Raw genomic sequence first — 13,730 nt, 5'->3', positions numbered from 1 at the left:
TGAGATTTCAAAATGCACATTTTTATCAATTATTTATTGATTTTGATATTGATTATAAATTGATTTTGCAGTTATTAGATCCTGTGCTGCAATACCAACGGTTTTAAAAAAGATAATTTCATCTTCCGAAGTTCTGCCTGCAATTTCACCGAGTATGACTTGTCCAATATCACCATTAAAATCTTTTTTTGAAATAATCTTTTTTTGAATTGGTACTAACAAATCACCTGATTCTGCAAGTACAGCTTCCTTTGAATCAAAATAAATTTTATCTATTCTTTCAAAAAGTTCACTCGGTGTCTCTTGCATCTCAGGGAGATATGAACCGACAGCTGATATTGTTGCACCCTTCTTTATCTTATCAGCGTCATAAACAGGAGTCATTGATGAAGTCACTGTAACAATCAAATCCGCAGCTGTCACAGCGTCATTACCCGATTTTGACTGAATGAGCTGACAGTGATATTTTTGAGCTAAGGGTTGCATTTTTTCAATGAATACAGCTGTCTTTTGGCTATTCTGACTAAAAATACGAATTTCAGCCAATTTTCTAACCGTCAACATCGCTTCAAGCTGTGCTGCGGCTTGCCCACCCGTCCCAATTAATGCGCCAATCTGGCATGTTTTATTGGCTAAGAGATCAAAGGCAACGCCTGTGGCAGCACCCGTCCTAATTTGGGTTATATAATTACCGTCAAGCATCATTTCAAATTGCCCGGTGGTCGTATTTATCAAAATTACCTCTGCATGAATTGTTGGTAGCTGCTTTTGCGCATTTCTAGGAAAAACATTTAATATTTTTACACAAGCAGCGTTGTAAGCTTCACAGCTTGCTGGCATACAAAGATAAGTGCCTTCAGTTGCTGCTTCGGATATTTTGGTTCGTAAGGGCAGTTGAATTTTTCCAGCTGAAAAATAGCGAAATGCATCACTGACCGCTAAAATACAATCATCCATTGAATAAAAACGACATATTTCTTCTTCCGTTAATTTTTTCATCGACTTCTCCACTCTAAAATAATGATATATCTATAAAAATAGCGATTGTCATTTAAATATTATAACCGTTTAAGCTAAAAGGTGCTATCCTTTATCAAATTTCTATGATGATTGGCCATCAAAATCAATAAAAATTAAAAGCGTAATCCCAAAAATTTGTTATACTAATTAATATTAAGTTAAAATGCAAAATTATTAGTATCGCTACGAGGTGAAAGATGGCTATTCAATTAACACAAATCGTTCAAATTTTAAAATCAGATCAAAATTTTAGAGAAATACAAATGTTAGATGGCTGGCATTATCAAGCACCATACGAGCAAACCTTTGAGCAGCTGACTTATAATTCAAAAACGGTTACTAATGATGCCTTATTTTTTATCAAGGGCTTAAATTTTAAAAAAAGCTATTTAGAAGAAGCCATCCAAAATGGTTTATCATTTTATATTAGCGAAAAGGATTATGAAATCAATATTCCTGCAATCATTGTCAACGATGTCAAACAGGCAATGAGTTTAATAGCACAAGCATTCTATGATTACCCAAATCACAAGCTAAAATTACTAGCATTTACTGGTACCAAGGGGAAAACGACCAGCGCCTACTTTGCCTATCAAATCTTAAGTGAAAATCCAGCGCATCAGGTTGCAATGCTCTCAACGATGAATACAACACTTGACGGTAAAAATTTTTTTAAATCAGAATTAACCACGCCAGAATCGCTCGACTTATTTAAAATGATGGCGAAGGCTGTTAATAATGGCATGACCCATCTAGTAATGGAAGTTTCTTCACAAGCCTATAAGACAAAACGTGTTTACGGATTAACCTTTGATGTTGGTGTCTTTTTAAATATTTCACCCGACCATATTGGACCAATTGAACATCCAACCTTTGAAGATTATTTTTATTGTAAACGTCAATTATTACATAATAGCCAAAAAATGATTGTCAATGCTGAAATGCAAGGAATTGAGCTACTTAGGGAGGAATTAAACGTTCCAACACTGTACTACAATGATAGCAGCAACAAAATTATCGAATCAAATGATTTTGATTTTAGCACAAAAGGCATAATATCAGGCCATTTTAGAATCAACTTGCTTGGCAAATTTAATCAAGAAAATGCGCTTGCTGCTAGCTTGGCGACAGCTGAGCTTGGGGCAACGATTGAAGATATTGAAGCAGGGATTACAAAAACAACGGTTCCAGGACGCATGGAGATGCTCATTCAAAAAAATGGCGCTAAAGTTTATATTGACTATGCCCACAATAAGGTTAGCTTGGAAAATTTAATCCAGGTGGTTAGAAATTCACATTCTGGACGAATTATCGTGGTCATCGGAGCACCAGGAAATAAAGGCGAATCGAGACGCAAAGACTTTGGTGATGTCTTAAGTCGATTAGCTGATATTGTCATCCTAACTGCTGACGATCCAAACCATGAGTCACCAATGACGATTGCTGAAGAAATCAAGGCAGCAATAACCGCCAATTTACCAATAGAAATCTTGATTGATCGAAAAGCAGCGATTGAAGCAGCGCTGAGCCTAACTAGTAATGCCGATGATGCGGTCATTTTAGCAGGTAAGGGGGCTGATTTGTATCAAATCGTTGCAGGACAGCATGAAGCTTATCTTGGTGATTACTTGATTGCTAGAGAGATAATTAATAATTAACAATTAATAATTAATAAAAAAGTGGAACGAAGTCGAAAAGTTTACTTTTCAGCGGAGAGAGCTTTTTTGCGACATGATTTGAGGTTTGCGGAGCAAACGAATGCGAAGCATTCTTCTGGCGTAGCCAGAACTCAAAACGTGGCGCAATTAACACTATAGAGTGCTCTAAAAAAGTCGAACAATCAATTATGTATCTTTCGTGACTGATACTTGATTGTTCGACTTTTCTTTTCTGGTTATTTCTTTAAAAGATTTTTGGGTCAGCCTTTCATAATAAGGCTCAATCTATCATGATTATTCAACCAATATAGCAATACTTTGATAAGGTTGTAATATCATTTTTTCTTCAATTTCGGTAGCGTAATTAGAAATCAAAATCGTTCCTTTTCGATATTCCTCAGGCAATTCAGCTTCAACGGCCTTCGCAAAAAAATTATTTAGGACTAATAATTTTTGCTTGCCCAGTTGTCTTTCAAAGCCGTAGATTTCTGAGCTATCCTTCGCAAATGCATGATAAGTGCCTTCTTGAATAATTGGATAAATTTTCCGCAGATGAATTAATTTTTGATAATACTTAAAAATTTCGCCTGTTTTTGCCTGTTCTACATTGATTTCTGAATAAGTATTGCCAATCCTTAGCCATGGCTTCACATCAGAAAATCCTGCATATTTAGAATTATCCCATTGCATTGGTATTCTTGAGTTATCACGTGATTTTGCTTTAATAATCTCAAAGGCCTCAGCTTTAGACTTGCCCTCTGATAGTAATAGCTGATATGCATTACTACTTTCAACATCTATGTAATCAGTAATTGAATCGAAATCCGGATCTAGCATACCAATTTCTTCACCCATATAAACATAGGGTGTCCCACGTGAAAGATGGATACTTGAAGCAAGCATTGTTGCACCCTTTACACGATAATTTTTGACATCTACAAAACGATTCAGTGCTCGTGGTTGGTCATGATTATTCCAAAATAAAGCATTCCAACCATCATTATCACTCATTACCTCGCCCCATGAATGAAATAATTCTTTTAAGGCATGAAAATCAAAGTCCTGAATTGTCCACTTTTTCCCGTCGGCATAATCAACCTTTAAGTGATGAAAATTAAAGACCATTGATAACTCGTGACGCTCTGGTGCTGTATACAAAATACAATTTTCGATAGTGGTTGAGCTCATCTCGCCAACTGTAATAATTTCGGGATTTTTACCAAAGCTTGCCTGATTCATCATTTTTAAATAATCGTGCGTAATTGGTTTATCTGTATATTCAGCCTTGCCTTCATTTTCTGGGTTATCCTTTAAAATCTCATCTTTTCCAATCACATTAATCACGTCAAAACGGAAACCACGAATGCCTTTTGCCATCCAAAAATTAACAACATCAAATAATGCGTTGCGGACATTTTCATTACGCCAATTTAAGTCAGCCTGTGTTTGATCATAAAGATGTAGATAATAACGATTGGTATCTCCAAATTGACTCCATGCACTCCCGCCAAATTTAGATTGCCAATCCGTTGGTTGCTCCCGCAGAATAAAAAAATCTTGATAATAGGCATCACCCGCCAAAGCTTTTTTGAACCAGCTATGCTCTGTTGAAACATGATTCAAAACCATATCAAACATAAATTCAATTTGATATTGTGAGCCAACGCGAATCATTTCTTCAAAATCACTCATCGTCCCAAAAACCGGGTCTAGTGCACAGTAATCAGAAATATCATAACCGTTATCATTTTGTGGACTCGGAAATATTGGATTTAACCAGACCATATCAATCCCTAGCTCAGCCAAATAGGGTATCTTTTCAATAATCCCTGGAATATCACCGATCCCATCCTGATTGGTATCCTTGAATGATTTGGGGTAAATTTGGTAGATTACTTTTGTTTTATCTAGCATCGTCTTCTCTTTCTATATTAATAACTATTTACAATTAATCAAACTCAATTAATCATCAAAAACAATGAATGCCCCCATCTTAGAATTAATTAGAGAGGACATCATTATTCATTAGATTGCTTTAGCAGTCAAAAGTTCATCACCAACGGCTACTTCTGATGCCGTTTGGATTAAATCAGCTTGAAATTTATCCGTATTCGTTACGACAATTGGTGTTTCAGTGACATAGCCGGCTGCTTGGATGGCATCAACATCAAAATCAATTAAAGCCTGTCCTTTAGTGACACGTGCACCCTGTTCAATTTTGGCAGTGAAATGCTTGCCATCTAGCTCAACCGTATCTAATCCAATGTGAATTAAGAGCTCAACACCGTCATCACTCACTAGACCAATGGCATGTTTAGAAGGAAACAATGATACAACAACGCCATCAAACGGCGCTACTAGGTGACCATCTTGTGGTTCGATGACTGCACCTTGTCCTAGTGCTCCCTGAGAAAAGACAGGATCCTTTGCTTGATTAAGAGGCTTCACTTGTCCAGCCAAGGGTGCTGAAATTGCCACTGAAGCAACTGTTATTTCATTAACAGGAGCTAAGCCTGTATCAGACTCAATCGCCGATAATTCCGCTTCAGCCTTATTTAAAATGCCTAATTTTCTGAAGGCTAACGTCACAACAATTGGAATTACAATCGCGATTACCATTGCAATCGCAAAGACTGGCATATCCTTACCACGAATTGCTAAAATCCCTGGCAAGCCACCAACACCGATTGCATTTGCTCGAACCTTCATAAAGGTCACAAACATACCGGCAATAGCAGAACCAATCATACCGGCAACGAAAGGGTACATAAATTTTAAATTAATCCCAAACATTGCGGGCTCAGTAACACCCAACCAAGCCGAGATAAGTGATGGTACTGAAACTTCTTGTTCTTTTTTATTACCTTTATGGGCCAAAATTACTCCAAGAACGGCAGCACCCTGTGCAATATTTGATAAGCAAATCATTGGCCATAAATTCGTTGAACCAAAGTCAGCAATCAATTGTGAGTCAATAGCTAGGGTTGTATGATGTAGACCTGTTATCACAAGTGGCGCATATAAGCCACCGAAGATACCACCAAATAGCCATGAGAATGACGATGTTAAGCCAGTGTTAACAACCCAAGAAATACCTGTACCGATTTTCCAGCCAATTGGCCCAATAATAACATGGGCTGCAATTATCGTTGGTAACAAGGCAAACAATGGTACAAAAATCATTGAAACTGCTTCTGGAATATGTTTTCTAAAGAAGCGCTCTAAATATACAAGCAAGAAACCAGCAAACATTGCAGGTAAAACCTGTGCTTGATAGCCAATTTTATCAATCGTGAAGAAACCAAAATCCCAAGTCCAATTATTAGCAATCTCCGCAGCACTCGTACTGTTCACAGCATAAGCATTTAATAACTGTGGCGAAACAAGAGTAATCCCTAATACAATCCCTAAAATCTGAGTACCACCCATTTTGCGTGTGACACTCCAAGTTACACCAACTGGTAAGAAATGGAAAATCGCCTCGCCGGGTAGCCATAAGAAGCTATTCACCCCATTCCAAAACTGAGAAACCTCAACAATCGTTTGGTCTCCTAAAAAACCAAAGGGCACACCCTCCAATATATTTCTAAGGCCTAAAATAAGACCGCCAACAATAATAGCAGGTAATAATGGTGTAAAAATTTCAGCTAAGGTTGCGACCAAACGTTGTAAAATATTTTGATTTGCTTTTGCAGCTGATTTTGCAGCTTCCTTAGAAACGGCTTCAATTCCTGATATTTTTGAAAATTCTTGATAAAATTCCGAAACATCATTCCCGATAATGACTTGAAACTGTCCAGCGTTTGTAAACATACCTTTAACTGCAGGAATTTTTTCAATTTTGTCTTTATTAGCATGATTATCATCCGCTAAAACAAAACGCATTCTAGTCGCACAATGAGTGACTGCAACAACATTTTCTCTACCGCCAATGGCTTCGAGTAAATCTTTAGCATCCTTCTCAAATTTTCCCATTTGACACTCCTTTTATTTCATTTTTTAACTTGTACGTACAAGTTAAATATATAACGCTTTCGCCGAAATTGCAAGCGTTTTCTACCAGAAAATATTTTTTTATTAATTTTGAAAATTTACAGTAATAGCACTTCAAAAGAGGCAACTGCTACCATTGACTTGTTTTTTCCCCCAGTTCTCTGATAAAATCAAGAAAATAGATATAAATGATGGTGAAATTATGAAACGTTATGAAGCGATTTACCAAGATCTTGAACACAGAATCCGAACCAATTACTATCACGAGCATGAAATATTGCCTAGCGAAAAAGAGCTTCAGGCAATTTATCAGGCAAGCCGAGATACAGTTAGAAAAGCCTTAAATCTATTAACAAATGCAGGCTATATTCAAAAGATGCAAGGCAAAGGGTCAATCGTCCTAGATAGAGGTCAATTAAACTTTCCTGTTTCAGGTCTAACGAGCTATCGAGAACTAGTCGACGCTCAGGGCTTTAAAAGTAAAACTAAGATTATCAGTCTAAATAAGATTGAAATTGATAAGGGATTAGCTCAGGTGACCGGCTTCCCTCAAGGTGCGCTAGCATGGAAGCTAGTTCGTTGCCGGATTATTGATGATATTCCAGCAGTTATTGATAAGGATTATTTACTTTTAGATATCGTTCCCAGCCTAACACCAACTATTGCTGAAAATTCAATTTATGAATATTTTGAACAGGCGCTAAAGCTAGATATTTCTTACGCTTATAAGGAAATTACAATTGAGCCCGTCGGTGCGACAGAAAAAAAATATCTCGATCTTGGTCAGGATCTTCAAATTGTATCAGTCAAATCACAGGTTTTCCTCGGTGATTCAAGACAATTTCAGTATACAGATAGCCGCCATAAATTATCAAAATTTAGATTTGTTGACTTTGCTCGGCGAAAGCCAAACGGTGCAATTTAGAATGGAGTATAATATGAACCCAACATTTGGAAAAAAAATTGACGGTCAAAATTATCAAGCGCGATATGGTGTTTACGCAATCATAACACGCAATCATAATCAAGAAATTGTGCTCGTACAGGCACCTAACGGTGCCTATTTTCTGCCAGGTGGTGAAATTGAGGCTGGCGAGGATCACAACCAAGCACTTGATCGAGAATTAGTCGAAGAGCTTGGCGTTCAGGCGGATGAAAAAAGCTATCTCGGACAAGCAGATGAATATTTTTACTCTAGACATCGCGATACCTATTTTTTTAATCCTGCTTACATTTATAACGTCAAAAAATGGCATGATATTGGTACACCACTTGAAGACTTTAACCAAATCAAATGGTTTCCAGTTCAAGAAGCAATTAAAGCCTTAAAACGAGGCTCTCATCAATGGGGAATTCATGAATGGCTGGCTCAAAAATAGGATCTAGCACTCAAAACTGCTGATATCATAAATTGGACTGATAAATATTTCGGTCCAATTTTTATTAATCATGAGATGTAAAAAAATATATCGTCCTAAAATGAAGTCACCTTTATATTTGCAAGCAAGAAATTCTTTTTGGAAAGCATCGCGAAAGCCACACAATATAAAGCTTAAAATAAAAATATTTCTAAAACTACAGCACTCAAAGCAAGCTTGACAATAATAACACCTTTCAGCAGACGCTTAAGTGTATCCTGCTGGACGGGCTTTATCGGTAGACTACGAGAATGCTCACAGCTTTGTACAAACTAAGGGGCTTACAGTTGTTACGAGCCTTGGTTAAAGTACCGCTGCATACCTTTGCCACTAAACGCCTAAAAGTGCAAGTAATTTTCGGGAGGTAAGTGGCAATAGCAAAAAGGGCAGTCGTCTAAAGACAGCTGCCTAACATCCATATTAATCTTTCTATATTAATCAGTCTAATTTGACACTGAGGCTTTATTTTTTGATAATTTTATATGATAACCTCAATCTCTTGAATTGGTATATCGTAAAATCGGTCCTCTCTTCTGCCCAAAAAATCCCGTGCAATTTGCGGAAAAAGCGCATAGTCTAAGACATCTTCAATATTTTTAGCATAATCTGCAATTTCTTCAGTCAGCCGTGGTAATTCGGCCTCCAATAAGTCTGCCGGACGTCCTCTAATAACTGCTTCATCACCAATAATTGATTGCCGTAAATCTTCATCAATTGGTGCAACTGCCTGCCCATATTTACCCAACAGATAATTTTTAATTTCAGAAGAAACTAGCTGGTAACGTTGACCTGTTAATACATTCATTAATGCCTGTGTGCCTACCATCTGGCTCAATGGTGTCACAAGCGGTGGATAACCCAAATCCATTCTAACATTTGGTACTTCATTTAAAACAGTATCAAATTTCCCTTCTAAGCCTTGCTGTGTAAGCTGTGACAGCAAATTTGATAGCATTCCCCCTGGTACTTGGTATGTCAAGGCACGCGGATCCGTATACAACATTTTCAATTTTAATAATCCATTTTCATGATATTTTGAACGAATCTTTTTAAAATAAATCGCAATTTCATTTAATCTGTCCATATTTAAATCCGTTTTAAAGCCTAAGCCCGACATGCCTAAAACCATTGATTCAGTTGCCGGCTGACTGGTCCCACCAGAAAAAGGTGAAATTGCTGTATCAATCATATCTGCTCCAGCCTCCAAGGCCTTTAGATAGGTCATTTTCGAAATACCTGCAGTCGCATGGGTATGGACCTCAAGTGGTAAATTAACAGCGGACTTAATATTTGAAACTAGCTTGTATGCGACATCGGGTGTCATAATGCCTGCCATATCCTTTATACATAAGGAATCTGCTCCCATTTTAGCCAGCTTAGTCGCTAATTCTGTAAAATAATCAACCGTATGAATGGGACTCACCGTATAAGCAATCGCCAATTGTGCATGACCACCATATTTTTTACAGGCTTTTAGACAGCTTTCGATATTTCTAACATCATTGAGCGCATCAAAAATACGAATAATATCAATACCGTTAAGAATAAACTGCTTTACAAATGCATCAACAACATCATCGGCATAATGTCGATAGCCAAGCAGACTCTGACCACGTAAAAGCATTAAAAGCTTAGTTTTTTTAAATTTTTTACGAAAAATTCGCAAACGCTCCCACGGGTCTTCATTTAAATATCGCAAGCAGCTATCAAAGGTTGCACCGCCCCAGCACTCAACAGCCTCATAGCCCGCCTCATCCATCTCCTCTAATATCGGTATCATATCCTCAATTGGCATTCGGGTAGCGATTAAGCTTTGCTGAGCATCACGTAGAACTGTTTCTGTTATTTTAATCGTTCTAGTTATCATTTATGGATCCTCTTTTCAGCTGGAAATAGCTTAATTAATACCTGACTAATTAAATAAATTAAAAATAGAACTAGAAAAACGCCACCCATTCCAAAAAGCATTAATTGTAACGATAGTAATAAGCTTTCCTTCATTTTGCACCTCACAATTCTATGTTGCAAAAAAGCTCAATAATAAACCGCCGGCAATCACACTTGCAATTTGCCCAGCAACATTAGCACCAACGGCATACATTAAAATAAAATTTTGCGGATCAGCTTCAGTTGCCATCCTTTGAATCACCCTACTACTCATTGGAAAGGCAGAAATGCCTGCGGCACCAATCATTGGATTAATCTTTTCTGTTCTAAATAAATTCATTAATTTAGCAAATAAAACGCCACCAATTGAATCTGCAATAAAAGCAACTAAACCAAATAAAATAATTAATAATGTTTGAAAATTTATCAGCCGTCATCTGAGCTGAAATGGTTAAGCCGAGTAAGATCGAGATTAAATTGACAAGCTCATTTTGAGCAGATAAGCTTAATCTTTCTAACACCCCACATTCCCTTAAAACATTACCAAACATTAAAAAACCAACAAGCGGTAAACTAATTGGTGCAATTAGACCTGCAACAACAATAATCGCAATTGGAAAAATTATTTTAGCCGATGGTGATACAGATGCGGCTTGGTAATTCATCCGATTTTTCCGTTCTGCTTTTGTAGTCACTAATTTTATAGCAAATGGTTGGATAATTGGCACAAGTGCCATATATGAATAGGCGGCGACAGAAATCGGACCGAGAAGCTGCTTAGCCAATACATTGGAAACAAAAATTGAGGTTGGACCATCGGCAGCACCAATAATGCCAATACTCGCAGCCTCTTTAATATCAAATCCAGCAAGCACAGCGAGTATAATTGTAAAAAAGATACCAAATTGTGCCGCAGCACCAAATAAGAGCATTAATGGATTTGAGAGCAACGGGCCAAAATCAATCATTGCACCAATGCCAATAAATAATAATAACGGGAAAAGCTCAGTATCTATCCCTGCATTAAACAATACAGTTAATGGACCCTGCGCACCAATCAAACCAGAATTTGGAAAATTAACTAAAATCGTTCCTAAGCCCATCGGTACTAAAAGTGTTGGCTCATATTGTTTTTTTATTCCCAAATACAACAAAATTAGACCAATAAACATCATAAAAATTTGTCCAATAGAAATTGACAAGATACCTTCAATCAAAGCTGCCATTTTCCCCCCCTTTAGCCGATTTCTAAAAGTAATCCCCCACTATCAATATTTTGTCCCTCTAAAATGTGAACCTTAACAATATCACCTGCTTTAGAGGCAACAATTTGATTTTCCATTTTCATCGCTTCCAGAATTAATAATGGTTGATTTTCAATAACACTATCGCCCTTTTGAACTAATAATTTTAAAATTTTACCGGGCATTGGGGCATAAACCGGTGTGCCAAGTAAGGTTTCGTTAATTTCAGAAGTATTTCCAGCTGAAGATGGCTGACGGATTTCTACAGGTCTAGTCGGCGATATATTTTCAGATACGACACTTGAATTATTAGCAGTCAACTCTTCCATTTCAACTAAATAGCTAACACCATCAATACTAATTTTAAACTTTCGTAGCATTGTTTACTCCTTTCTCACTTTAATTGACCTTATTTTAAAGCCTGATTGAACGGCGTTCTCCGCTACGATGCTTGCAGTAATAATACTCACTTCCTTATAAATTGGATTTTCTTTCTTAATTGATTTAATTTTATATTGTGAGCTTGGTGCATCACCCGCCGCAATTGATGTTGCAATCAAAAAGACACGTCGCTCTTCTCGAGCATTTAAGGGAGTTTCAACATATGGCTCAAGTAATAGATATTCTGATTCAACCGTCCCTTGATCTAATGGTGCTATGACATTATCTTGCCATTTCAAAATTTTTTTAAACCAGTCTAAAAGCATTCTAATCGCCCCCTCATATTCTCATTATAACGTATCTAGCCAGATTATGAAAGCGCTTACTTATTTGTAGCTACCATTTTATTAAACAATGCATTTTTAAAAGAAGCCTGTCTTTACATACAAGTCATTTTAGCTCACTATATTCCTTCAGCATGCAAGTAATTCTCGGAAATTAAATTGTTTTCTTCTTTGACTTAAGCTTTTATAATGGGCTTTAAATGTTTAAATTTAAGTCCACTCCAAATAAAAAAATGTTGGCGGAAAGTCGTAGTCAAGTAAATTAGAAGCTTTTTTCAATAATTAAATGTCGTCCCCCATTATAAACTCGTCTCAAGCCGTATTAAATATCTGATAATAAATCTCGCTTCTAATGCTAGTAAACGAAGCGACCTCAATACTGTTAGTATTCCAGCTTTGAAAATGACAATTTTTCAGCATAATACAATAAAATTCATGACAATAATGCCATGAATTTTATTCATATTATGCACAACTATTTAAATGGCTATCTCAAGTTGCAAACAACTTTCGAAAGGAAAGTGCCAATTGCATTTCGTATGAAATTAATCATATTTAAGATTTTCCAGTATAATCTTCTTTTGTGAATTCAGTTTGTACATATTCACAGTCTTTCTGTCCATAAAACCTATTATATCGACTTTTAAATTTTCGAAATGAAAAGACAATAATCACTTTACCAATCGCATAGATTGGTATACCAAAAATTAAGCCTACAATTCCCAATAAATCGCCCATGATCCATAAAACAAAAATAATCGTAACAGGATGAATTACCATATGCTTGCCCATAACCTGTGGCTCAATCAATTCACCATTTAAAAGTTGAACAATTACCCATACAATACACATCTGTAAAAGCAGCTCTGGAGAAACCATTAAAGCAATAATTGCACAAGGAATAAATGCTGCAAAGGGACCAATATAGGGAATAATTGCTGTTAAACCTACTATTACAGATAAGGCACCTGAAAACGGCATTTGAATTATCAAAAACCCAACAAACGTCAGACTACCTATAATAACAGAAACAATGAAGCGTCCTTTCAAATATGCACCTACCTGATTGTCCATCGTCTGCAATAGCTCATTGCCATCTTTTCGGAATTTAGGCGGCAACAGCTCAATAAAGTATGAATAAAATTTTTGATCATTCTTTAATAAGAAAAATGTAAAAATTGGCACTGTTAAAAATAAAAGCAAAGCTGAAGTAACAGAAGAAAAAACAGTTGTTGCTCCCAATGCTATATTTTTTAAATATTCACCTGAATTGGTTGAAACTTGATTTAGCCAATCGCTGAATATTTCCATTACGCTTGTTATTGGCCCTTGAAATCGAGAATCTTGGAGCAATCGCTCAATAATTTGATCCACTTCTCTCAAATAATTAGGAAAATTAATAATTAATCGTTCAATCTGTTCTAATAATAACGGAATTAATACAATGAATAAGGTTATCAAAATAAATATACAAAGTAATAGTACGATTATAATCGCCAAAGTTCGATGAAATCCAATTTTTTCTAGATAGTAAATCACTGGTTTTAGAATATAATATAGCACTAATGTCAATATAATTGGCGGAATTATTACTTGTAGTATTACTACTAAAGGTACAAAAATAAAAGATATCTTTGTGAACATCAAAATAACACCACTGAAAAGTAATAAAATTAGTAATGAAAAAATTGTCGCTTTTCCACCTAAAAAACTTATCCAAGTATTTCCCGATTTTTTATCCATGATATTCCTCTTTTTATTTCATAATTTTAAATTTATTCTGAA

11 protein-coding genes and 1 pseudogene are annotated in these 13,730 nt (G+C 36.2%); 3 read left to right on the top strand and 9 right to left on the bottom strand.

The window, feature by feature from the left end; all coding sequences use genetic code 11:
- Window positions 1-33: 33 nt before the first annotated feature.
- Window positions 34-999 (bottom strand): ornithine cyclodeaminase family protein, encoded by a 966-nt coding sequence (locus HOY35_RS00165; RefSeq protein WP_172209999.1) that lies wholly within the window; start codon window positions 997-999, stop codon window positions 34-36.
- A 218-nt stretch (window positions 1,000-1,217) separates the two neighbouring features.
- Between HOY35_RS00165 and HOY35_RS00160 the strand changes: the two genes are divergently transcribed.
- Window positions 1,218-2,678, top strand: coding sequence for a UDP-N-acetylmuramoyl-L-alanyl-D-glutamate--L-lysine ligase (locus HOY35_RS00160; protein ID WP_172209998.1), 1,461 nt, complete (start codon window positions 1,218-1,220; stop codon window positions 2,676-2,678).
- A 294-nt stretch (window positions 2,679-2,972) separates the two neighbouring features.
- On the opposite strand, the gene treC is transcribed toward HOY35_RS00160, so the two are convergent.
- Both treC and treP read right to left on the bottom strand, forming a co-directional pair.
- Window positions 2,973-4,592, bottom strand: a complete 1,620-nt coding sequence (gene treC / locus HOY35_RS00155; protein WP_172209997.1) for an alpha,alpha-phosphotrehalase — start codon at window positions 4,590-4,592, stop codon at window positions 2,973-2,975.
- Window positions 4,593-4,703: 111 nt separating this feature from the next.
- Window positions 4,704-6,653: a PTS system trehalose-specific EIIBC component gene (gene treP, locus HOY35_RS00150; protein ID WP_172209996.1), complete on the bottom strand. Its 1,950-nt coding sequence runs from the start codon at window positions 6,651-6,653 to the stop codon at window positions 4,704-4,706.
- 220 nt (window positions 6,654-6,873) lie between these two features.
- Here treP and treR point away from each other — a divergent pair, with 220 nt between their 5' ends.
- On the top strand, window positions 6,874-7,596 hold the full coding sequence (gene treR, locus HOY35_RS00145) for a trehalose operon repressor (RefSeq protein WP_172209995.1): 723 nt from the start codon (window positions 6,874-6,876) through the stop codon (window positions 7,594-7,596).
- Window positions 7,597-7,609: 13 nt separating this feature from the next.
- On the top strand, window positions 7,610-8,050 hold the full coding sequence (locus tag HOY35_RS00140) for an NUDIX hydrolase (protein ID WP_172209994.1): 441 nt from the start codon (window positions 7,610-7,612) through the stop codon (window positions 8,048-8,050).
- 517 nt (window positions 8,051-8,567) lie between these two features.
- Here HOY35_RS00140 and HOY35_RS00135 read toward each other — a convergent pair.
- From HOY35_RS00135 to HOY35_RS00110, 6 genes and pseudogenes are all read right to left on the bottom strand, one after another.
- Window positions 8,568-9,956 carry an oxaloacetate decarboxylase subunit alpha gene (locus HOY35_RS00135; protein ID WP_172209993.1) on the bottom strand — a complete coding sequence of 463 codons (1,389 nt, stop codon included), beginning with the start codon at window positions 9,954-9,956 and terminating at the stop codon, window positions 8,568-8,570.
- Window positions 9,953-10,090, bottom strand: coding sequence for an OadG-related small transporter subunit (locus HOY35_RS00130; RefSeq protein ID WP_172209992.1), 138 nt, complete (start codon window positions 10,088-10,090; stop codon window positions 9,953-9,955). Before HOY35_RS00130 ends, HOY35_RS00135 begins: the two co-directional genes overlap by 4 nt.
- 16 nt (window positions 10,091-10,106) lie before the next feature.
- Window positions 10,107-11,202 (bottom strand): annotated as a pseudogene (locus tag HOY35_RS00125) (sodium ion-translocating decarboxylase subunit beta).
- Between the two features lie 11 nt (window positions 11,203-11,213).
- Window positions 11,214-11,600, bottom strand: a complete 387-nt coding sequence (locus HOY35_RS00120) for a biotin/lipoyl-containing protein (RefSeq protein WP_172209991.1) — start codon at window positions 11,598-11,600, stop codon at window positions 11,214-11,216.
- Window positions 11,601-11,603: 3 nt separating this feature from the next.
- A complete protein-coding gene (locus HOY35_RS00115) occupies window positions 11,604-11,927 on the bottom strand; it encodes a hypothetical protein (RefSeq protein WP_172209990.1) in 324 nt (107 codons plus the stop codon).
- Between the two features lie 573 nt (window positions 11,928-12,500).
- On the bottom strand, window positions 12,501-13,688 hold the full coding sequence (locus tag HOY35_RS00110) for an AI-2E family transporter (RefSeq protein WP_172209989.1): 1,188 nt from the start codon (window positions 13,686-13,688) through the stop codon (window positions 12,501-12,503).
- Window positions 13,689-13,730: the final 42 nt, after the last annotated feature.

Origin of the sequence: Enterococcus sp. MMGLQ5-1, from assembly GCF_013155265.1 — a bacterium.
GTDB lineage: Bacteria > Bacillota > Bacilli > Lactobacillales > Streptococcaceae > MMGLQ5-1.
The sequence above is the reverse complement of the archived record's forward strand: the minus strand, read 5'-3'. Positions and strand labels throughout refer to the sequence as shown.

Coding starts and splice junctions, on each gene's coding strand:
- HOY35_RS00110 (WP_172209989.1), bottom strand. CDS start 13,688: ATGGATAAAAAATCGGGAAATACTTGGATAAGTTTTTTAGGTGGAAAA.
- HOY35_RS00165 (WP_172209999.1), bottom strand. CDS start 999: ATGAAAAAATTAACGGAAGAAGAAATATGTCGTTTTTATTCAATGGAT.
- HOY35_RS00115 (WP_172209990.1), bottom strand. CDS start 11,927: ATGCTTTTAGACTGGTTTAAAAAAATTTTGAAATGGCAAGATAATGTC.
- treR (WP_172209995.1), top strand. CDS start 6,874: ATGAAACGTTATGAAGCGATTTACCAAGATCTTGAACACAGAATCCGA.
- HOY35_RS00160 (WP_172209998.1), top strand. CDS start 1,218: ATGGCTATTCAATTAACACAAATCGTTCAAATTTTAAAATCAGATCAA.
- treC (WP_172209997.1), bottom strand. CDS start 4,592: ATGCTAGATAAAACAAAAGTAATCTACCAAATTTACCCCAAATCATTC.
- treP (WP_172209996.1), bottom strand. CDS start 6,653: ATGGGAAAATTTGAGAAGGATGCTAAAGATTTACTCGAAGCCATTGGC.
- HOY35_RS00135 (WP_172209993.1), bottom strand. CDS start 9,956: ATGATAACTAGAACGATTAAAATAACAGAAACAGTTCTACGTGATGCT.
- HOY35_RS00120 (WP_172209991.1), bottom strand. CDS start 11,600: ATGCTACGAAAGTTTAAAATTAGTATTGATGGTGTTAGCTATTTAGTT.
- HOY35_RS00140 (WP_172209994.1), top strand. CDS start 7,610: ATGAACCCAACATTTGGAAAAAAAATTGACGGTCAAAATTATCAAGCG.
- HOY35_RS00130 (WP_172209992.1), bottom strand. CDS start 10,090: ATGAAGGAAAGCTTATTACTATCGTTACAATTAATGCTTTTTGGAATG.